This is a genomic window from Accumulibacter sp. (assembly GCF_031732815.1).
In the GTDB taxonomy this organism is placed as follows: domain Bacteria; phylum Pseudomonadota; class Gammaproteobacteria; order Burkholderiales; family Rhodocyclaceae; genus Accumulibacter.
The window spans coordinates 1-20,259 of sequence record NZ_JAVMKF010000220.1; the positions used below are offsets into that span (position 1 = coordinate 1).

Annotated in this window: 14 protein-coding genes; 7 read left to right on the top strand and 7 right to left on the bottom strand. The window is 66.5% G+C overall.

The features are described from left to right. The first annotated feature begins 56 nt into the window (after window positions 1–56). Window positions 57–2,084: an ATP-binding protein gene (locus tag RKP46_RS13845; protein ID WP_311107170.1), complete on the top strand. Its 2,028-nt coding sequence runs from the start codon at window positions 57–59 to the stop codon at window positions 2,082–2,084. Window positions 2,085–2,108: 24 nt separating this feature from the next. Further along, window positions 2,109–4,766: an MASE3 domain-containing protein gene (locus tag RKP46_RS13850; RefSeq protein ID WP_311107171.1), complete on the top strand. Its 2,658-nt coding sequence runs from the start codon at window positions 2,109–2,111 to the stop codon at window positions 4,764–4,766. Between the two features lie 40 nt (window positions 4,767–4,806). Here the strand turns inward: RKP46_RS13850 and RKP46_RS13855 are convergent, their stop codons facing one another. From RKP46_RS13855 to RKP46_RS13885, 7 genes are all read right to left on the bottom strand, one after another. Next, the gene (locus RKP46_RS13855) at window positions 4,807–6,078 is read right to left on the bottom strand and encodes an ABC transporter permease (RefSeq protein WP_311107172.1); all 1,272 of its coding nucleotides are present in this window, start codon (window positions 6,076–6,078) and stop codon (window positions 4,807–4,809) included. Continuing rightward, window positions 6,075–6,773 (bottom strand): ABC transporter ATP-binding protein, encoded by a 699-nt coding sequence (locus RKP46_RS13860; RefSeq protein WP_311107173.1) that lies wholly within the window; start codon window positions 6,771–6,773, stop codon window positions 6,075–6,077. Before RKP46_RS13860 ends, RKP46_RS13855 begins: the two co-directional genes overlap by 4 nt. 10 nt (window positions 6,774–6,783) lie before the next feature. Continuing rightward, window positions 6,784–7,272 carry a DUF2796 domain-containing protein gene (locus RKP46_RS13865; protein WP_311107174.1) on the bottom strand — a complete coding sequence of 163 codons (489 nt, stop codon included), beginning with the start codon at window positions 7,270–7,272 and terminating at the stop codon, window positions 6,784–6,786. A 16-nt stretch (window positions 7,273–7,288) separates the two neighbouring features. Beyond that, window positions 7,289–8,077 (bottom strand): ZIP family metal transporter, encoded by a 789-nt coding sequence (locus RKP46_RS13870; protein WP_311107175.1) that lies wholly within the window; start codon window positions 8,075–8,077, stop codon window positions 7,289–7,291. A gap of 122 nt (window positions 8,078–8,199) precedes the next feature. Continuing rightward, entirely contained in the window at window positions 8,200–10,233 is a 2,034-nt protein-coding gene (locus RKP46_RS13875; protein ID WP_311107176.1) for a methyl-accepting chemotaxis protein, read from the bottom strand. A gap of 248 nt (window positions 10,234–10,481) precedes the next feature. After that, window positions 10,482–11,123: an NAD(P)H-binding protein gene (locus RKP46_RS13880; protein WP_311107177.1), complete on the bottom strand. Its 642-nt coding sequence runs from the start codon at window positions 11,121–11,123 to the stop codon at window positions 10,482–10,484. An 18-nt stretch (window positions 11,124–11,141) separates the two neighbouring features. Further along, window positions 11,142–11,645, bottom strand: a complete 504-nt coding sequence (locus tag RKP46_RS13885; RefSeq protein WP_311107178.1) for a luciferase family protein — start codon at window positions 11,643–11,645, stop codon at window positions 11,142–11,144. A 92-nt stretch (window positions 11,646–11,737) separates the two neighbouring features. Between RKP46_RS13885 and RKP46_RS13890 the strand changes: the two genes are divergently transcribed. The 5 genes from RKP46_RS13890 to RKP46_RS13910 all read left to right on the top strand — a co-directional run. Then, the gene (locus tag RKP46_RS13890; RefSeq protein WP_311107179.1) at window positions 11,738–12,679 is read left to right on the top strand and encodes a LysR family transcriptional regulator; all 942 of its coding nucleotides are present in this window, start codon (window positions 11,738–11,740) and stop codon (window positions 12,677–12,679) included. Window positions 12,680–12,876: 197 nt separating this feature from the next. Further along, window positions 12,877–14,037, top strand: a complete 1,161-nt coding sequence (locus RKP46_RS13895; protein WP_311107180.1) for an FIST N-terminal domain-containing protein — start codon at window positions 12,877–12,879, stop codon at window positions 14,035–14,037. Between the two features lie 11 nt (window positions 14,038–14,048). Continuing rightward, complete coding sequence (locus tag RKP46_RS13900; protein WP_311107181.1) at window positions 14,049–16,799, top strand: PAS domain S-box protein; 2,751 nt, start codon at window positions 14,049–14,051, stop codon at window positions 16,797–16,799. A gap of 240 nt (window positions 16,800–17,039) precedes the next feature. Beyond that, a complete protein-coding gene (locus RKP46_RS13905) occupies window positions 17,040–17,792 on the top strand; it encodes a YdcF family protein (protein WP_311107182.1) in 753 nt (250 codons plus the stop codon). 573 nt (window positions 17,793–18,365) lie between these two features. Further along, window positions 18,366–20,259: HlyD family type I secretion periplasmic adaptor subunit (locus RKP46_RS13910; RefSeq protein ID WP_311107183.1), on the top strand; the 1,894-nt coding region annotated here is incomplete at its 3' end.

A 20,259-nucleotide genomic window follows, 5' to 3' on the forward strand; every position in this document is an offset into this window, starting at 1 on the left:
CTGACCGGCGTTCCCTCACCGCTTCCCTCACGGTGTCGCACCAACGGAGTCTGATTATGCCCCTTTTTCGTGAACTGACCGACCTGAACAAGCTGCGTCAGCTGATGGCCGCGTTCTACCAGGCGTTCCGGATTCCCCACGCGATTTCGGACGCCGATGGCGAATGGCTGGTAACGGAAGGCTGGGAAGATTGCTGCACGCGCTTCTTCCGTGTCAATCCCGAGTCGGAAGCCATCTGTCGGCGCAGCGATGCGCGCATCGTCAGCTTGCTGACGCCCAACGTGCATACCTGCAACACCTGCGACCACGGTCTGGAACATGTCGGGGCGCAGATCGTGATCGACGGCGAGCACGTGGCCACGTTCTGGCTGGGCCAGTTTTTCTATGCGCCGCCCGACATGGATTTCTATCGGGAGTACGGCGCACGCTTCGGCTTCCCGGAAAGCGAGTTTCTCGCCGCGATCAGGCATTGCCAGGTCACCAACCGCGAAAATATTGACCGCATGATGGATTATTTCATCAAGTTCTGCGAGTTCCTCGCCGAGGCGGGAATCCAGCATCACCAGGTGCGGAGCAAGGAGGCTGAGATCCGCCAGATCAACGCCAATCTCGAACAGACGGTGATCAACCGAACGCGCGAACTGGAGAACGCCAAGAACGCCGCAGAATCGGCCAACCGGGCGAAATCGGTTTTCCTGGCCAACATGAGTCACGAATTGCGCACGCCGTTGAACGCCATCCTCGGCTTTACCGCGCTGATGCAGCGTGATGCCGTTCTGAGCGGCCGCGACCGCGAGCACCTGGACATCGTCAACCGCAGCGGCACGCACCTGCTGGGACTGGTCAACGACGTGCTCGACATGGCGAAGATCGAGGCTGGGCGAATCCAGTTGCAGATGGCACACTTCGATGTCGGCACGATGGTCGACGACCTGGTCAGCATGATGCGGCAACGCGCCCGGGAGAAAGGCCTGGAGTTGCGCCTGGAGCGCTCGGCAAGCGTTGCCCAGCATATCCGCGGCGACGAAACGAGGCTGCGACAGATCCTGGTCAACCTGCTCGGCAACGCCGTCAAGTACACGCAGACCGGCAGCGTGACGCTGCGCTTGGACGCTCGGACCGAGTCGGACCAGCCGCGCCTGCGGATCGAGGTCGAAGATACTGGCCCGGGAATCGCGCCGGAAGATCAGGCGCGGATCTTCGAACCTTTTGTCCAGGCCGGTCCGAGCGACGCGCAGAAAGGGACGGGGCTGGGGCTGGCCATCACGCGCCAGTTGGTCGAACTGATGGGCGGGCGGATCATGCTGAGCAGTCAACCTGGCCAGGGGAGCCGCTTCTGCTTCGAGCTGCCGGTCGAGTTTCCCGGCGAACTCGACGAAAGCGAGCTGGCCGACGCGCCGGCGGCTACTGGCGAAGTGCTCCGCCTGGCCCCCGAGCAACCCGAGTGGCGAATTCTGGTCGTCGAGGATCAGGCGGAAAACAGCCTGCTGCTGACTCGCCTGCTGGAGGATGCCGGTTTCCAGGTGCGCGCAGCCGCGAACGGCGCCGAGGGAATCCAATGTTACCAGCAATGGCGACCGCATTTCATCTGGATGGACTGGCGCATGCCGGTGATGGACGGGCTGGAGGCAACGCGGCGCATCCGGGCGCTCGCCGGTGGTGGGGAGACCCGGATTGTCGCGCTGACCGCCTCGGTTTTTGCCGATCAACGCAGCGCGCTGATCGCCGCCGGCATGGACGATGTCATCCACAAGCCGTTTCGTCCGCAGCAAATCTTTGCCTGTCTGGAGCACCTCCTCGGCGCTCGCTTCGTGCACCGGCCAAGCGAGCCAGCGGAGCACGCCGTGGCGCCCTCCCAGGCGCGCCGCGCGGGCCCGACCACACTGCCCACGCGGCTGCGCCGCGACCTCGCCGACGCCCTGCTGGCGCTCGACGCCGAGCGCATCGGCAGCCTGATCGGACAGGTAGCAGAGCGCAACGCAACCCTCGGCGAAGCCTTCTACCGCCATGCCAGCGCCTTCGATTACCTGGCGATCGAGCGGGCGCTGGACGATCTCGCGCGCAGCGAGGCAAGCGACACCTGAGCGATGAACGCTCTGGATCGACTTGTGCACCGAGACCTCGGGGATGCACTCACCCTGACCGACGGCGCGCGATCGACAGTGCTCTCCGGGCTGGCCTACCTGGCGATGCTGGCCGGCGTCAGCGGCGCGCTTTTCGCCAGCAGCCTGTTCAGCTATCTGCTCTTCCATGCGCTGGTCGAACTCGCCACCATCTCGATCGCCGGCACGCTGTTCATCCTGACCTGGAACTCGCGCCAGTATCTGACCAACGGCTACCTGCGCCTGCTCGGCATCGGCTACGGCGCAATCGCCGTGATCGATCTGCTGCATACGCTGACCTTCAAGGGGATGAGCGTAATCCCCAACGCTGGCGCCAACCTGCCGACACAGTTGTGGATCGCAGCGCGCTACCTGCAGGCCATTACCCTGGTCGTCGCACCGCTGTGCATCGGACGCCGACTCAGCGACTGCGGCGTCCTGGCCGGCTATATGCTTGCCGTCGCCGCACTGCTCGCGACGATCCTTGCCGGCATCTTCCCGGATTGCTATCTCGAAGGGAAAGGGCTGACCGATTTCAAGATCGGCAGCGAATATTTGATCACCGCGCTGCTGCTCGTCGCGATGTACTTGCTCCAGCGCGCACGCAGCCATTTCAACGACAGTGTTTTCTGGCTGATTTCCTGCTCGCTCGCGTGCACCATCGTTTCCGAGGTCTGCTTAACCGCTTACGTCAGCGTCTATGGGCCGACCAACATGGTTGGTCACTTCGCCAAGCTGGCCGCTTTCTACCTGATCTACCGCGCAGTTCTGGTGACCGGCTTCAAGCATCCCTTTCAGCTCATCTTTCGCGACATCAAGCAGACCGAAGACGCGCTGCGCGAGTCGCACCAGACGCAGGAAGCGACGGCGCGCGCGCGCATCGACGAACTGCTCGCACGCGACGCGCGTTATCGCTCGGTGATCGGCAACGCCCCGGTGGTCATCCACCAGATCGACCGCAATGGAACCTGCACGATGAGCGAGGGCAAGGGTCTGGCCGCTCTGAACCTGTCCCCGGGTGAGGTCGTCGGCCAGTCGATCTTCGCGCTCTACCAGGCTTACCCCGACCTGTGCACAAGCGTCCGCCAGGCGCTGCAGGGCAAGCGGCGCTCGACCAGCGCACTCATCGGGGGAATCCATTTCGAGATCTATTTCAGCCTGGTGGAAAGCGCTGACGACACCCAGGAGTTACTCGCCGTCGCCGTCGACGTCAGCGAGCGCAAGCGCATGGAACTCGCCTTGCACGAGAAGGAAGCCGCCGAGACCGCCAACCGTGCGAAGAGCGCATTCCTGTCCAGCGTCAGCCACGAGCTGCGCACGCCGCTCAACGCCATCCTCGGCTTTGCCGATCTGCTGCGTCGCAACACCGGCCTAAGCGGCGACCAGCGCGGGCAGATCGAAGTCATCCACCGCAGCGGCGCACAGCTCTTGCGCCTGATCAACGACATTCTCGACATTTCGCGAATCGAGGCCGGACGTGTGCAGTTGACCATGGCGCCCTTCGATCTGACGGCAATGATCGACAGCCTGGTCGCGACGCACAGCCAGGTCGCCAGCGCGAAAGGGCTGCAGTTCCACCTGCAGCGCTCGCCCGACGTGCCGCGCTACATCCGGAGCGCCGAAACCCGCTTGCGCCAGACACTCGCCAAGCTGCTCGACAACGCCATCAAGTACACCGGTCAAGGCAGCGTCACCCTGCGCCTGAGCGCCAGCCCCGACCCCGTCGGAAGCCGCTTGCGGATCGAGGTCGCGGACACCGGCACCGGCATCGCGGCCGACGATCAGGCGCTGGTCTTCGACGCTTTCGTACAGGCTGGCGCCAGCTCCAGCCAGCAAGGAACCGGGCTGGGGCTGGCGATCACCCGCAAGCTGGTCGAACTGATGGGCGGGCAGATCGGTGTCGTCAGCCAGCCCGGGCAAGGCAGTTGCTTCGCGATCGAACTGCCGGTCGCCATCGCGGACCGGTCCGAGGTGACCGACACACCCGAAGCCGCCAGCCAGGTGCTCGGGCTGGCACCGGAGCAGCCCGAATGGAGAATCCTGATCTCTGCCGAACAGCCGGAGACCGACCTGTCGCTCGGTCGCCTGCTGCAGGAAGCCGGCTTCCAGGTCCACACGACGACGCACGGCGCCGAAACGCTTGAACGTTGTCGGCAATGGCGACCACATCTGATCTGCCTGGACCGTGCGCAGCCGCTGCATGACGGTCGGTCAAGCATCCGGCGCATCCGTGCCTTGCCCGGCGGCGCGCAGTTGAAGATCGTCGCCCTGGCGAGTTCGCCGCTCGCCGGGCAGCGCGCACAGATGCTCGCCGCGGGCATCGACGAGGTGCTGCACAGGCCGTTCCGACCGGACGAGATCTTCGCCTGCCTGGAACGTCTGCTCGGCGCGCGCTTCCTGCGCTGGCAGGCGGTGCCGATGGCTGCGACGATCACGCCGCCCAGCCCCGCGGCGCTGGCGACGCTGCCCGAAGCCTTGCGCAGCGAATTGGCCGACGCCTTGCTGCGGCTCGACACCGGGCGCATCAACGCCCTGATCAGGCAAGTCGGCGAGCGCGATGCTCAACTCGGCCAGGTCCTGCGCAGCCACGCCGACGACTTCGACTTCGGCTGGATCGAGGCCGCCCTGCACGAGGCCGCCGGCAAACCTCCGGGCAGCTCCTAGCGCCAACCAGCGCCAGCGCGCGGCAGTCGTTCAGCGCGACTCACTGACGCGGCGTCAGACCGTCGGCGAGCGACATGCGCCAAGCGCGCCAGCCGGGAACCAGGCTGGCAAACAGGCCGGTGAGCAGAATCGAGGCGAGCAGGACGACTTCGTTCGTCGCCGGCGGGCGCGCAGCGAGCAGAACGCCAAAGTGCGCCTGCACCAGCGGCGCCGCCGCCAGCACGGCGGCGGCGAGCAGCGCGCAGCCGGCGAGCACACCGAGCGTCGTGACCAGCAGCCCCTCGACCAGGAGCATGAAAAAGATCTCGCGCGGTCCGGCACCCAGCGCGCGCAGGATCGCCAGCTCGCGCCGCCGCTGCTCCAGGCTGGCGAGCATCGTCGCTGCCAGGCCGGCCAGGCCGACGAGAACGACGAGCGCGCTGAGGGCGAACAGGATCTGCTCGACGATGACCAGCGTCTGCCAGAGTTCGTCGAGCGCCACGCCCGGCAGGACCGCGAGCAGCGCTTCACCGGCAAAGCCGTTGATCTGGCGCTGCACGCCGAACACGCCCGCGCGGTTGTGCAGGCCGATCAGTGCAGCGGTGATCTCCTTGGGCTGCAGATCGAACTTGCGCACCCACTCGGCCGGGATCTGTACACCAGGCAGCGGCGCGCCGCCGGCCCAGTCGAGATGGATGGCGGTCATCGCCTGCAGGCTGACATGCACTGCCCGGTCGGCCGGCGTACCGCTGGCGGCGAGCACGCCGACGACGACAAAGGGCTTGTCCGCGTGCTCCGGCCCGAGTTCGCTGCTGCCGTGCGCGATGAGCAGACGATCGCCGATGCGATGGCCGAGTTGCCGTGCAACCTCGCTGCCGATGACCGCCTCGAAGACCGCCTCAGCGCTGCCGGCGAAGGGACGGCCAGCGGCGAAGACGAGCGGCTGGCGATCAGCGTGGCGAACGCGTTCAAAATACGCCCGGCTCGTCCCGATGACCGGAAAGCCGCGATGCGAATCGCCCAGCACCAGCGGCACGGCCCAGGCAACTGCCGGATTCCGCGCGATCGCCTGATAGCTTTCCCAGCGGATGTTGTTCGTCGCCGTGCCTGAGTGGAAGACCGTGTAGAGGATCAACTGGACGCTTCCAGTGCGCGCGCCAACCACCAGATCGACGCCGGAAATCGACTGGGTGAAGCTTGTGCGCGCATCCTGGCGCACACGTTCGACGGCGAGCAGCAGCGCAGCGGCGAGCGCGATGGCGACGAGTGTGATACCAAGCGTCAGGCGTCGCGCCCAGGCGCTGCGCAGGGCGAGCACGAGAATCGCCTTCATGCCGCTGCACCGTCCGCCGCGCGATTGATTTCAGCGAGTGCGAGGACGCGGTCGAAGTGCGCGGCGAGGCGCACGTCGTGGCTGACGAAGACCAGCGTCGCCCCGGTCGCCCCCGCCTCACGCAGCAGCAGGTCGATGAAACTTTGCTGGCGCGGCGCATCGAGCGCCGAGGTGGGCTCGTCGGCGATGAGCAGCTCGGGCCGGCCGATCAGTGCCCGTGCCGCGGCGACACGTTGCTGCTGGCCGACAGAGAGTTCGCCGGCCGGCTTGGGCCAGAGTTCGCGCGCCAGATCGAGCGCGCTCAGCAGACGCGCCGCCTCGGCCGGTGGATCGCCGGCGCGCCGTTTGCGGCAGGCCGAGAAGGTGCACGGCAGCAGCACATTGTCACACGCCGAAAGCCAGGGCAGCAGGTTGAACTGCTGGAAGATGAAGCCGATGTGGTCGGCACGGAAAGCGTCGCGCGCACGACCGCCGAAGGCCGTGACCACTTCGCCGAACAGGGTCACGCTGCCGCGCTCGGGCAGCGCGACGCCGCCGAGCACACCGAGCAGGCTGCTCTTGCCCGAACCCGAAGGCCCGTGCAGGAAGACACGCTCGCCGGCCGCCACCGTCAGCGCGGGAATATCCAGACAGGCGGCACGCTGGCGCGGCCAGCGATAGACCAGATCGCGGATGACCAGCGCGTCGGCCGACATGCCGGCGCAGCTACCAGGTCAGCGCCGGCCGGTTCGGCGTCAAGCGCATCGCACCCTGCCCGCTCGGCCCGACGCGCCGGCTGGCCAGGCGGTAGAGGCGCTTGAAGTCCGTGAAGAGCGTCGTCTCGATGCTTTTCAGTGCGCCTGCATCGGCGCAGCGGAAAACGTAGCTGGCCACGATGTCGGCGTGCTCACCAGCCGGTGCCTTGCCGTCCGCGAAAGGCAGACTGACTTGCTTGCTATGCAGCAGGCAGCGAGCGGCCGCGCTCGGCGCGAAGGGCGGCGCCTCGAGTACCCGGCCAGCGCTGGCCAGAGCCGCCTTCTCGGCCGCGTTACGCGGCGCTCGCTCGAAGCCGACGGCGACATCAAGCGGCAGTTCCAGATGCAGCGTAAGGCTCTCGCGCTCGATGACCACATCGAGACGACCTTCGCCATGCACGTGCTGGGCGAAGGCAGGCAGCGCCGGCAACAGAAGGGCGATGGTCAGGGCGTGTTTCATCGTGCGTCTCCGGGGATCAATGCGCATGCCCGCCGCCCAGCAGCATCACCCCGATCCCGGCCGCGAGCAGCAGGCCATGCCAGAAGATGCCCTGCTGCTCGCGCTTCAGGCGCGGCATCAGGTCGGCAATCGCAACATAGACAAAGCTGGCCGCGGCCAGCGTAATAATGTACGGCACCCAGGTCTGCGCTGCCTCGAGCGCCAGAAAGCCGACGATACCGCCGAGCAGCGAGGCCAGGCTGGACACCCCGTTCCAGAACAACGCTCGTCCGCGCTGCCAGCCGGCAGCCAGCAGGATCGCGAAGTCGCCCGCCTCCTGCGGCACTTCGTGCGCCACCACGGCCAGCGTCGCCGCCCAGCCGAGTGCCGGGTCGGCCAGAAAGGCAGCGGCAATCAACAGGCCATCGGTGAGATTGTGGAAGCCGTCGCCGACCAGGATGCCGACCGCCTCGCCGCCGTGCAGGTGATGATGATCGTGCGTATGGTCTTCGCAGGCCTGCGTGCCAGCGTGGCTATCGTTGCCGTGCGCATGACGCCAGATGGCGAATTTCTCGAGCGCAAAGAAACCGAGGATGCCGCCGAGCAGAACGGGAAAGACCTCATGCGGCGTCAGCCCCAGCTCGAGCGCCTCGGGCAGCAGGTGGAGCATGGCGGTGGCGAGCAGGACACCGATCGAAAAGCTGACGGCATAAGTGAGCCAGCGCCGCGGCAAGCCGAACAGGACAAGCGCTGCCGCCACCAGGCTGAGCACGCCGCCAAGCAGGCAGGCGAGCAGGATCTGGGCGAGCATCGACAAGGAAGTCATGGGCGCGGATTGGAGCACAAGTCCCCGCCAAATGCAACATTGTTGCAAACAGCGCACGATGCGCGCACTCGCCGGTCGTCGCCGCCAGCGGGCAGCGCCGCGCTAGCCTTTCACCTCTGCCGTCAGGTCTGGAAGCGCCGGACCTGCTGGTGCAGGGCATCCGCCAGGGCAAGCATGGTCTGCGCCTCGTGGCGATTGCTCTGCGCGATGGCCGTGTTGCTGCCGCTCATCTGCGAGATGGCCTCGACCTGACGGGAAAACTCGCCGCTGACCTTTGTCTGCGCGCCGGTCGCCGCGGCAATTTCCTGCGCGACCGACGTGGCCTTCCGATTCCCTGCGGCGACCGCCTGCAGCAACTCGCCGACGCCTTGCAGGCGCTGCATCCCGTCACCCATCTGCCCGCGCAGCGCCTGCATGTCGCTTGAGGCGCTGGCCGTATCGTGCACGATCGCACCGATCCGGCCGGCAATCTCCTGCGTCGCCTGGCTGGTGCGCTCGGCTAGCTTGCGCACCTCGTCGGCGACGACGGCGAAGCCACGGCCCTGCTCGCCGGCGCGCGCCGCTTCGATCGCCGCGTTGAGCGCCAACAGGTTGGTCTGGTCGGCGATGCTCTTGATCACGTCGACGATGCCGGCGATCTCGCCGGACTTGTCGCCCAGCTCGACCAGTTGGGCAGCGCTATCGTTCAAACGGGCAGCCAGCGCTGCGATGCCCTCGATCGTTACGCCGACTTCCTGCCGACCGTTTTCCGAGATGGCGCGCGCTTCCTCGACGATGCGCGCTGAAGTGCGTGCGTTCTCCGCCACTTGATCAATGCTGCTCGACAGATGTTCGACAGCGTTGGCCATCGTCACAGCCGCCTGATTCTGCTGCTCCGACGCCTCGGCGAGTGAACCGGCGGAGGACTCCAGCGCACCGGCGCCGACCGTGACCTTGGCGGCCGAATCACCGATCGAGCGGATCAGATGCGCGGTCGAGGCGAGCGTTGCGTTCACCGTACGCGCGAGAACGTCGATTTCGTTGCGGCTGGCCGCCTCGCCCTCCGGCAGGCGAATCGCCATGTTGCCGAGCTCGGCTTCGCGCAGGCCGGCGAGCACCTGCGCCATCGGCGCTGTGCGCGTGCGGACGGCGAAGAACACAGCAAGCAGCGTAAAAATACCGCCAGCGAGGAGCAGAACCACCAGGATATCGCGCAGATCGTTGGCGTCGGCGACGAATTCCTCGCGCGGCCCCGTCGCACCGAGGACCCAATCCCACTTGGTGGAGTGAATGACCACCATCACCTTTTCCTCCAGCGTCCCGTCGCCGGTCGGCCAGACGTACGACATCCGTCCTTCCTTCAGCTTCAGCGCTTGGCGCAGCACCGCCTGCGCCGCCTCTGAGAGTTCGCTGTCGAGCTTCCCTTCGTGCACGGGATGGAGAACGAAACGTGTCGCTTCCGAGCCGGGTTCGGCGACCAGGCCGAGAACGTAGCCGGTCCGTGCCACCTTGATCCTCGCCAGTTGCTCGCGCAAGGCTTTCAGACCGGCGTTGTCGAGCGTCGTACGCGTCGCCAGAGCGCCAACGACCTGACCCGCGCCATCCTTCAGCGGTGCGTAGGCGACCATCGCGTACTTGCCGTCGCGCAAGGCCAGATCGATTGCGCGCTCGCCCGCCAGCAGCCTCTGCCGCACGTCCACGCGGGCCACCTTGAGCAGCGGCTTGCCGATCGGACCTGGATTCGGCTTGCCGCCGAGCTGCGCCGCAACATAAACGAAATCGTCGCCCCGGCGCGCCAGCACGGCGCTGTCGACACCGGTCAAGGTATAGAACTCGCGGCAGCGTACGCAATCGCCATTCAGCACCTCGTCCGCCAGGCGCAAGGTGGGAACGCTGTTCTCTGACTCCTGGCTGAGGCTGGCTGCGCCGGCAAACAGCTTGCTCAGATGCTCGATCGAGCGCTCGGCGCGGGCATGCTCGTTGTCGTAGGCGAGGTCAAGCATCACCCGAACGATCTCGGCCTGGCGTGCCAGACCTTCGTTGGCACTCTCCAAAGCGTGATCGGACATCCGCCAGTGCACGGCCAGGGCCAGCAGACCGGAAACGGCAGCAATGACCACGCCCGAGAGCACGGCGATCTGCATGGAGAGTGTCTGGGAACGGAGCGTTTTCATCATCGTCGTCGAACGGAGCGGAGCTAGAAAAAGAAAGCCGCACGACGACCTGCCCAGCGCGCTTCCCGCGCGGATGCCGCACGCCCTCGCGTCAGAGCCTGACTTCGTCTACTACGGAAAGAAACGCCGGATCTTGAGCCTTGCCCGTTCACCTGAATGGGCGAAGTGCGCTTCCCAGCAACAGCAGAAGGTACAAGCTGCCCTCCACACCGCCTTTCCTGGCCGGCGGCCGATCGTTTTCGAATCAGCCCTCAGCGCGCCGACAGCGCCGGCTTGCGCTGCAGAAAGCCCGGCTGTTCGGCTTGCTCGACCATGAAGCGCGCCACCGCCAGGCGGCTGACGCTGCCCACCTTCATTCCTCGTCGGTAGTCCACCTGCACACGCGCCGGCCGCGGCGCGTCGCCGTTGGTGAGCAAGCCCGGGCGCACCAGCATCCAGTTCAAGGAACTGCCCTCGATCATCGCCTCCAGCGCACTCTTGTTGGCGTAGACGGCGTGCAGGAAGAGACGAAAGAGCAGGCGCGCGAGTGGTCCCTGATAGCCCGCGCTGTCGCCTGCACCGAAGCCGGTCAGCACGATCACCGGAATCTGCCCGAGAGCGGGCTGCAATTGCAGCAAAGCGCGGCCGAAGTCGGTGTAGAGCTGTGTCGGCTTGCGGTCCATGCCGGTCCCCAGGGTAACGAGGAGCGCGTCGGCACCCTCGCTCGCTCGCCGGAGATCGGCCAGATCGGTCGCGCTTCCCCGCAACACGCGCAGCTTCGCGTGTTCGGGCAGGCGGTCGACCGAACGCGAGAGCGTCGTTACCCGATGCCCGCGCTGCAGCGCAAGCTGGCTGCACAGCAGGCCGACGCCGGCAGAGGCGCCGATGATGCTGATTGTCTTGTGCTCGCTCATGCTCACCCGCCTTTCCCGCTAGTTCGCGGAGAGCCGGCCGCAGGCCCAGGCGTGCGCAATCGCCAGCAGCAGCTTGGCCCATTCCAGCTCGCCCGCGTCGCGCGGCGCGTAGATGAACACCGCCCCCTGCGGCCCGCTGCCGCGTATGGCAAACGGGTGGCGAACCACCCACCCCTGGTCGATGGCCAGGCCGCGAAAGGGTTCTGGCAGCATCGCGTGCATGCTGCCGATCGGCGGGTTGTGGATATGGGCGAACTCGCGCCCAACCAGAAAGGCCTCGCGATTGGCCGGCACGCCGTCCGCCAGGTGGAGTGCGCGCGAACCATCGGGGGCAATCTGCGTCGGACGCTCGACGACCTCGGGCAGCGCGAAAGCATACGCCGCCAGTTGCTCGATCACCCCCCAGTCGGGTGGAAACTGATCCAGTTGCTCCTGTGGGATGTTCGCGCTCATGCGCGCCGGCAAGCCAGCGCGCGGCGCAAGTGCTTTCAGGGCACTGAGGTAGTCTTCAGGACTCGGCATTTCGACCTCCGCAGGACATTGACCCGGCGCAACAAGAGGCGGCGCCGACATGGAAATCATACTGATCGGCGCCTACAATCCAAGCTCGATCGATGAAACTGAGCATTCCACCCATGCACGAAACGCGCTTCGAACTGGACGACATTGCTCTCTTTGTCGAAGTGGCGAACGCGCAGAGCTTCGCGCGCGCCGCTGCCCGGCTGGAACTGCCTCCGTCGACGCTGTCGCGCCGGATCGGCGCCATGGAGCAGCGGCTCGGTGTGCGTCTGTTGCAGCGCACGACGCGCAGCGTCAGCTTGACACCGCTCGCCAAACCCTATTTCACGGCCTGCCTCGAGGTGCTGGCAGCCGCCGAGCGCGCCCGGGCGACGCTTGATAGGAGCAAGGAAAGGCCTGCCCGCATGCGCATCTCGATGCCGGTCGACCTCGGAGTCGAAGTCCTTGGCCCGATCATTGCTTCCTACGCTGCCCAGCGACCCGGTCTCGGCATCGACTTCGACCTCTCGTCGAACGCCGCCGACCTGCTGCGCGATCCGGTAGACCTCGTTTTCCGCATCGGCAGGACGCTCGATGATCGTGTCGTCGCCCGCAGGATAGGCAGCATCGCGAGCGGCATCTATGCCTCGCCGACGTTCATCGCAGGCCACCCGCCGATCAGGCAGGCGAGCCAGCTCGCGCAGATCGAGTGCCTCAACCTGCAGACGGCGAACGGTCCGATGGCGTGGTCAGTCGGCGACCAGCGCTGGCCCGCTGCGCCCGGCCCGAGCGGGCTGTCGGCCAACAGCGTCGGCCTGCTGCGTACCCTAGCCGAACGCGGACTCGGCGTCGCACTGTTGCCTCGGCACCTCGCCGTGCACAGCACGAACAGAGGCAGCCTGGTCCGCCTGCTCGCCGACGAGAACACGCCGCGCTGGCCGCTCTACGCGATGACGGCGACGCGTACCGTGCCAAGCGGCATCCGCGAGCTGATCGTCTTTGTCAAGAACGAACTGGCGACAACCGAGCTGGCAGCCATCGAAGAGGCGCCGCGGTGAGCGCCGTGTCAGCATCCGCCCTGCCTGCTCGGCGTTGCCGGAGAGCAAGCGGCGCCATCTGGCGGACACCGTCTGCGGCGTGCCGTACCGCCTCAAGTTCAACGCCCTTTCTGCCGTTGGAGCGAATGGCAGCGAAGAGCCAAAGATGTCGGCGCAGCCTCGATCTTGACAGGGAGCACACATTGGAGATCCATCAGTTGCATCTATCCAACCCCTCCGGGGTCGACCGTGGACTGGCTGCCGCCGGTTCGTTCGCCGCCGATCTGGCGCTGGTCTTCGCTGGCGTACGGTTCTTTGAGCACGCCGGCTTCGCCGAATCGCTCGCCGCGCGATTTCCGACCGCCGTCCGCATCGGCTGCTCGACGGCTGGCGAGATCACGCAGGGCGGTGTCTCGGACGGGACTTGCGTGATCACCCTGGTGCGTTTCGCGCACACACGCTTGCGCGTTGCCAGCACTGTGCTGGACGGCATGGATGATTCCTTTTCGGCCGGCGAGCGACTGGCGCAGGAACTGAGCGCGCCCGGACTGCGCACCGGAATCGTCCTTGCCCCCGGCGTCGGAATCAACGGTAGCGCGCTGCTCAAAGGGCTGATCAATGTCCTCGGCCCGGCAACGCCCTTGGCCGGCGGCCTGGCGGGCGATGGCGGCGCCTTCCAGCGCACCTTCACGCTGGCCCCGGACGGCGTCTCGCAGCATGCGATCGTCGCCGTCGGGTTCTACGGCGATCATCTGGTTTTCGGCCACGGTTCGTTCGGCGGCTGGGAGCCCTTCGGACCGTCGCGGCGCGTCACCCGCTGCTCGGCCAACGTGCTGCACGAACTCGACGGCGAGCCGGCCTTGTCGGTTTACCGCAGCTACCTGGGCGAGTACGCGCGGGATCTGCCCGCTTCGGGATTGCTTTTTCCCTTCGCCATGGTCGACGAAGGACGCCGCGAGCTTGGCCTGATCCGGACGATTCTCGGCCTCGACGAAGCGAGCGGCAGCCTGATCCTGGCCGGCGACCTCGAGCCTGGCGGCTATCTGCAACTCATGCACGCGAATACCGATCGCCTGGTCGACGGCGCCGAGCGGGCAGCCGCGAGCGCCGACGAATCGGTCACCAAGTCGGCCGGTGCACCGCTCGCCGATCGGCCGGCGCCGCTGCCCGGCCTGACGCTGCTCGTATCCTGCGTCGGCCGCAAGCTGGTCATGGGCGAGCGCGTCGAGGAAGAGATCGAAGCGGTTACCGCGCACCTCGCCAGCGGCGAGACGGTGACCGGCTTCTACTCGTATGGCGAGATCAGCCCCTTCACGCCAGGCGTCGCCTGCGAGCTGCACAATCAGACGATGACCGTCTTCCGCCTGGCGGAAGGCTGATCCGGACCGCCATGCACCGACTCTTGCTGCGCCAGTTGCGACGCGCGCTTGGTGTTGCAGACGAGGATGCGCTGCACGCCTTGCTCGCCGAATTCGGCAAACTCGCCGCGCAGGTCGACGCGCACACCGGGCAGGCGCTGTCCGGTCTGGGCGACCTGATCGCCCGGATCGACGCCGCCTATGTGCAAAGCGACCGCGATCTCGACTTGCGCACGCGCAGTCTCGAGTTGAGTTCGAGCGAACTGAATCGCGCGAACGACAAGCTGCGCGAAGAGTTGAGCAGCCGGACGCGCGCCATCGCCTCCTTGCGCAAGACCGCCAACAGCCTGCTCGGAACACTCGGTCGGGAAGCGATCAGCGAGGAAGACACAGGACTCGAGCGCATGTCGGACCTGCTCGCCAACCTCGTCCGCCAACGCGAGCGCGCCGAAAACGAACTGCGCAGCGCGCTGGCCGATCTTGAACGGCAGAAAGCGGCGCTCGACGAGCACGCGATCGTCAGTGCAACCGACACGGCCGGCCGCATCACTTACGCCAACGACAAGTTCTGCCACATCAGCGGCTACCAGCGCGAAGAACTGCTGGGCCGGACGCATGCGCTGGTCCGCTCGGACGAGCATTCCGACGAATTCTATCGCGCGTTGTGGGAAACGATAGCCACCGGTCGGGTCTGGCGCGGCGAAGTGAAGAACCGTACGAAGAGCCACGGCTACTACTGGAGCGCGGTGACCATCGTCCCCTTCCTGCGCGAAGACGGCAGCCCCTACCAATACGTCGCGATTCGAACCGACATTACCGAACGCAAGCAGATCCAGGACGACCTCGCGCTCAGCGAAGAAAAGTATCGCCGGGTTCTGAACAACTTGAAGGAAGTGGTCTTCCGGGTCGAGCGCAGCGGCCGCCTGAACTTCCTCAATGCGGCCTGGTGCGAGGTCTCCGGCCACCGCGTCGAGGAAAGCCTGGGCCACTATGCCGCCGAATACATCGCGCCGGAAGATCGTGCGCGCGCCGTCGACCTGTTCGCCGCGACGATGAGCGGCACCGTCGACAATCCGCGTGGCGAGTTCTCCTTGCAGGCGAGCGACGGTCACATCCGCAGCGTCGAAATCGGTGCGCGCGCCGAGCGCGACACCGATGGGCAGATCATCGGTGCCTCGGGCGTGCTGAGCGACATCACCGAACGCAAGAACTGGGAGCGCGCAGTCCTCCAGGCGCGCGATGCCGCCGAGGCGGCGAATCGCGCCAAGTCGGGCTTCCTGGCCAACATGAGCCACGAAATACGCACGCCGATGAACGGCATCCTTGGTCTCGCTGGCCTCCTCCTGGATACCCGGCTCGACCTTGAACAGCGACGCTTTGCCCGCCTGATCAAGTCTTCTGCCGAATCCCTGCTGAGCGTCATCAACGACATTCTCGACTTCTCGAAGATCGAGGCCGGGAAGCTGAGCCTGGAGGAGATCGAGTTCGACCTCTGGAACGTCGCCTTCGAAGCCGCACGCGCGGTGGCCTACGCCGCGCACGGCGGCGGACTCGAAATGCTCTGTCAGGTATCGCCCGAGGTTCCGCTGCGCGCGCTCGGCGACCCCGGGCGCCTGCGCCAGGTTCTCCTCAATCTGCTCGGCAACGCGGTCAAATTCACCAAGGCGGGAGAGGTTGCGCTGAACCTGACGAGCGAGGCCGATGGCGACGCCGTGCTCGTGCACTGCACGGTGAGCGACACGGGCATCGGGATTTCGGCCGAAAAGCAGAAGGCCATTTTCGAAGCTTTTGTCCAGGAGGACGGCTCGGTCAGCCGGCGCTACGGTGGCACCGGCCTCGGCCTGGCGATCAGCTTGCGTCTGGTCGCCATGATGGGCGGCCAGATCAGCGTCGAAAGCACACCCGGAGTCGGTAGCACATTCCACTTCAGCGTCCGCCTGCGCCAGCCGGAAAGACCGGCGATCAATGATCCGACCCCGCCCGGCTGGGCCGGCTGCCGCTGCCTGGTCGTCGACCCTCATGCCAGAGCACGCGCGGCCACCGTGCAAGCGCTGAGCCGCTGGGGCGTGCGCTGCAGCGAAGCCGACAGCGCCAGCGCCGCGCTGGGGCTGCTCACTGCCGAGGCGGGTGCTTTCCGACTGATCGTTGCCGACGAATCCGTCGTCGACGAGGACAGGCAGCACCTGTTCGCCCGCCTGCCGGCGGCGAGCTGCCGGCAGCCACAGCGGATTGCCCTGATCCGCGTCGGTTCGCCGACGCCGCGCCCGCTCGATCTCGACCATCTCGCCGACGCCTGCATCGTCAAGCCGCTCGACCCACACGAACTCGCCGCCGCGCTGCAAGGCGAGCAGGAACTGGCCGCGACACTTGATGCAGCCACGCCGCGCGCCAACGAGCAAACGCTGAGCGTTCTTCTGGCCGAGGACAACATGGTCAATCAGATGGTCGCGGTCGCCCTGCTGGAAAGCCTTGGCCATCGCGTGACGGTCGCCAACGACGGATCTGAAGCGGTGAATATGGCGCTTGGCGACACCTTCGACATCGTTTTGATGGACGTTCAGATGCCGAAGATGGACGGCCTGGAAGCCACCGTGCGAATTCGTGCCGCCGAGAGTGGAACGGCGAGACACACCTGGATCGTCGCCATGACGGCGAACGTCATGCCGGGAGACCGCGAAGCCTGCCTCGCGGCGGGCATGGACAGCTACATCGGCAAACCGTTCCAGCGCGACGAACTGATCGCCATCCTGTCGACCGCCGCGGCGCGCCAACCGGCTGACTGAGCGTTTCCCGAGTCCACCCGGCTTTCCGTTCGAGCGCCGCGGCCGCCGACCCAGGGATGGCGCGGCGCCACCTGCCCGCTGCGCGCTGGTCGCGCACGATCTGCCTCGCGCCTGTGGCATGTGCGGCAAGCTGCTTCCCGCCCGCGGGCTGGCGCGCTGCCTGGCGCCGACCTTCGTTGACCGCCAACGACCCTTGCCTGACACTAACGCGCAGCGCCGCGCATCGCCCTCCTCCCGCTCATGACCTTCCTGATCAAGAACATTCTCGGCACGCTCCTGCTGCCGCCGGCCAACGGTCTGCTCCTGCTCTTCCTGGCCTTCGTCTTCCGCCACCGGCGCCGCGCCTTTGCACTGGCGCTGGCCGGCGCGGCGCTGCTTCTTGCACAAAGCGTGCCGATCGTCGCCCGAACGCTGATCGCGCCGCTGGAAGAGAACGCCGGCCCGCTGTTCACCGCGGCCGACGGCGCCGGCGCGATCGTCGTCCTGGGCGGCGGCCTCAAGCTCGATGCGCCGGAATACGGCGGCGACACGGCGAATGAACGGAGTCTGACGCGTCTGCGCTACGGCGTTGCGCTCGCCCGCCAGAGCGGCCTGCCGGTACTCGTCTCGGGTGGCCGCGGCCCGGCGGCCAGGCTAAGCGAGGCCGAAGTGCTGGCCGATATCGCCGAAAAGGAGTTTGGTCTCGCAATTCGCTGGCAGGAGAGCGAATCCACCGACACCGCCGACAATGCGCAGATGACGGCCGCAATACTCAAGGCGGCCGGCATCGGGCGCGTCGTCCTGGTTACCCACGCCTTCCACATGCCGCGCGCGCGCCGCCTGTTCGAAGCGGCCGGATTGAGCGTCGTTCCCGCGCCGACCGAGTTCCGCAGTCGGCGCCAGAAGCCGATCGACGCCTTCGATTTCCTGCCGCAGGCGAGCGCAAACCTGAACAGCTACTATGCCCTGCACGAGTATCTCGGCCTGCTGTGGGCTGCCCTGCCGCGCCCGTAAGCCGGGCATCGTCATGCTGCGCGCCGGGCGGGAGCGCTGCACAAGGTGCGTTCCCGCGCGTGCTGCACTGCTGCCGCTTCGCGCGTACAGCTTGTATCATCCTAAAAACCGCAGTTACCAGCGTGCAGACCGGCTGAACCTCAGGCAATGTGTGGCTTTTTGTCGGATGAAAGAGGTCACCAGATGGGTGAGGCGAAACGGAAGCTGAAGACGCCCAAAGAAATGCTTTTGTCGTGTGCTGGCGTGCAGACGATGGCGGGCAAGGTTCAGGTGCGTTGGGAGACGGCAAGTGCAGCGACACCAATGGGTCAGTTGGCCTGCTTCAAACTGCGGAGCAGTTGCCCGACCCATCCGTCTGGCATCGTGTCTGTGATCACCTCAAGCGCATCCTCGCTGGCATCGAGGGGCCACCAACGCATCGGTTGCTGGGGAATTATGCGAATGGCGTCGGCTGACTGCGGTTTTTAGGTTGATTCAACCCCTCGGCGCAGCCTGGCGCAAGCTGGCGGCCTCGATGGCGAAAGCCTGACGAGCGAACCGCCGGTATCCGACTTCGCGCCGGCGCTGCTGCGCTTGCAGCACAGCCCACCGGCACCGCTCGGACGACGCGTGCTGTGGACCTTGCTCGCCTTTCTCGCCGCGCTGATCGCCTGGGCGACCTTCGGTCAGCTCGACATCGTCGCCGTGGCGGAGGGCAAGCGGGTCCCGAGCACCTACCTCAAGATCGTACAGCCCGCCGAGGCAGGAATCGTTGAGGAGATTCTGGTCGGCGAAGGGCGTGCGGTCGCCGCCGGCGAGTTGCTGATGCGCACGAACGCCCTGCTCAACGAGGCCGACAGCCGCGCCGTACAGGCAGACTACGAGCGCAAGCGTCTGACGCTGCGCCGGATCGACGCCGAACTCGGCGGCTCACCCTTCCGCATCCAGGCCGACGACCCGCCGGCGCTAGGGCAGGAAATTGCCGCCCGGTACCAGGCAAACCTCCGGGCAGTCGAAGCAGCGCTGGACGAGGAGCGCGCGCGGCTGGACCGGGCGCGGCGTGACCTCGCCGCCGCGGAACAGGTCCGAACGCACCTGGCAGCCGTCCTGCCGCACTATCGCGAACAGGAGATGGCCTACCAGAAACTCGTCCCCGACGGTTTCGCCGGCGCGCTGATGGGCTCGGAGAAGCGGCGGGAACGCATCGAGAAGGAGCAGGAACTGATCACCCAGGGCCACCTGATCGAGTCGGCGCGCGCCGGCATCGCGCAGTCCGAAAAGAGGCTGGCGCAGATCGACTCCGACGCTCGTCGTGCGCTGCGCGCCGAGCGCAACGAGACGCAGGCCGCGCTCGACCGCCTGGCGCAGGAAGTCGCCAAACACACTCACCGCAAGGCCTTGCACGAACTGCGCGCACCGCAGGCAGGCGTCGCCAAGGATCTGGCGACGCACACCCGCGGAACGGTCGTCCAGCAAGGAACCGTACTGCTGACGCTGGTTCCGAAGGACGACATCCCGCGCGCCGAAGTCTGGGTGTCGAACGAAGACATCGACTTCGTCCGCAGGGGTCAGCCCGTGCGGATCAAGCTCGCTGCCTACCCCTTCCAGACATACGGCATGCTCGACGGCGAGCTGGAGCACGTCGGCGCCGATGCCGGCAAGCCTCCCGCCGCGGCCGCCGGCAGCGCACCGGGCGATAGCGCGCGCGCCAACGGCTTGCGCTACAAGGCCCTGGTCGGCCTGCAGCAGACGCAGCTCGAAACCGACGGCGAGCGCCTGGAACTTGCCCCCGGCATGCAGGCAAGCGCCGAGATACACCTGGGTCGCAGGAGCGTCCTCGAGTACCTCTTTTCACCGATTCAGAAAGCCTGGCAGGAAAAGGAACGCGAGCGCCAGGCCAGACAGCGCGATGCCGCTGCAGGCCGCCGGCGCGCGCCATGTTCCACGGCATGCCAGCTACGCCCAGCGGCAGGACGCGTCGATGCCGGCGGAACGCATGGCGCGAGCGCTTCCGGGCGTTGGCGAAAATCTGATTGCGCACAGGAGGTTCCGTCGCGTATCGAAGGAGAACAGCGGCTTCGTCCGCACGGATCAGCCGGTGCCGATCGAACGGGCTGCCTATCCGTTGCAGAAATAGGGTATGCTCGCCAGCGAGCGCTTCGACCCCGCCTGGCGGGAGGGGTTGAGAACCGGTCAAGCCGCCAGCCGCACGCGCGCCGGCGGGAGGACTTTCAAGGAGCACGACGCATGAGCAGGCAGTTCGCATCGGTCGCCGACACCGAGGTCAAAGAAACCCGCTTCACGCAGCTTTCCGCGCACTGCTGGGCCTACACCGCTGAAGGCGACCCGAACACCGGTGTCGTCATCGGCGAAAAAGCAGTCCTGATCTGCGATGCGCTGGCGACGCCGGTCATGGCGCAGAAGCTGATCGCGGAAATCAGAAAGGTGAGCGAGCTGCCGATCAAGTACGTCGTCCTCTCGCACTACC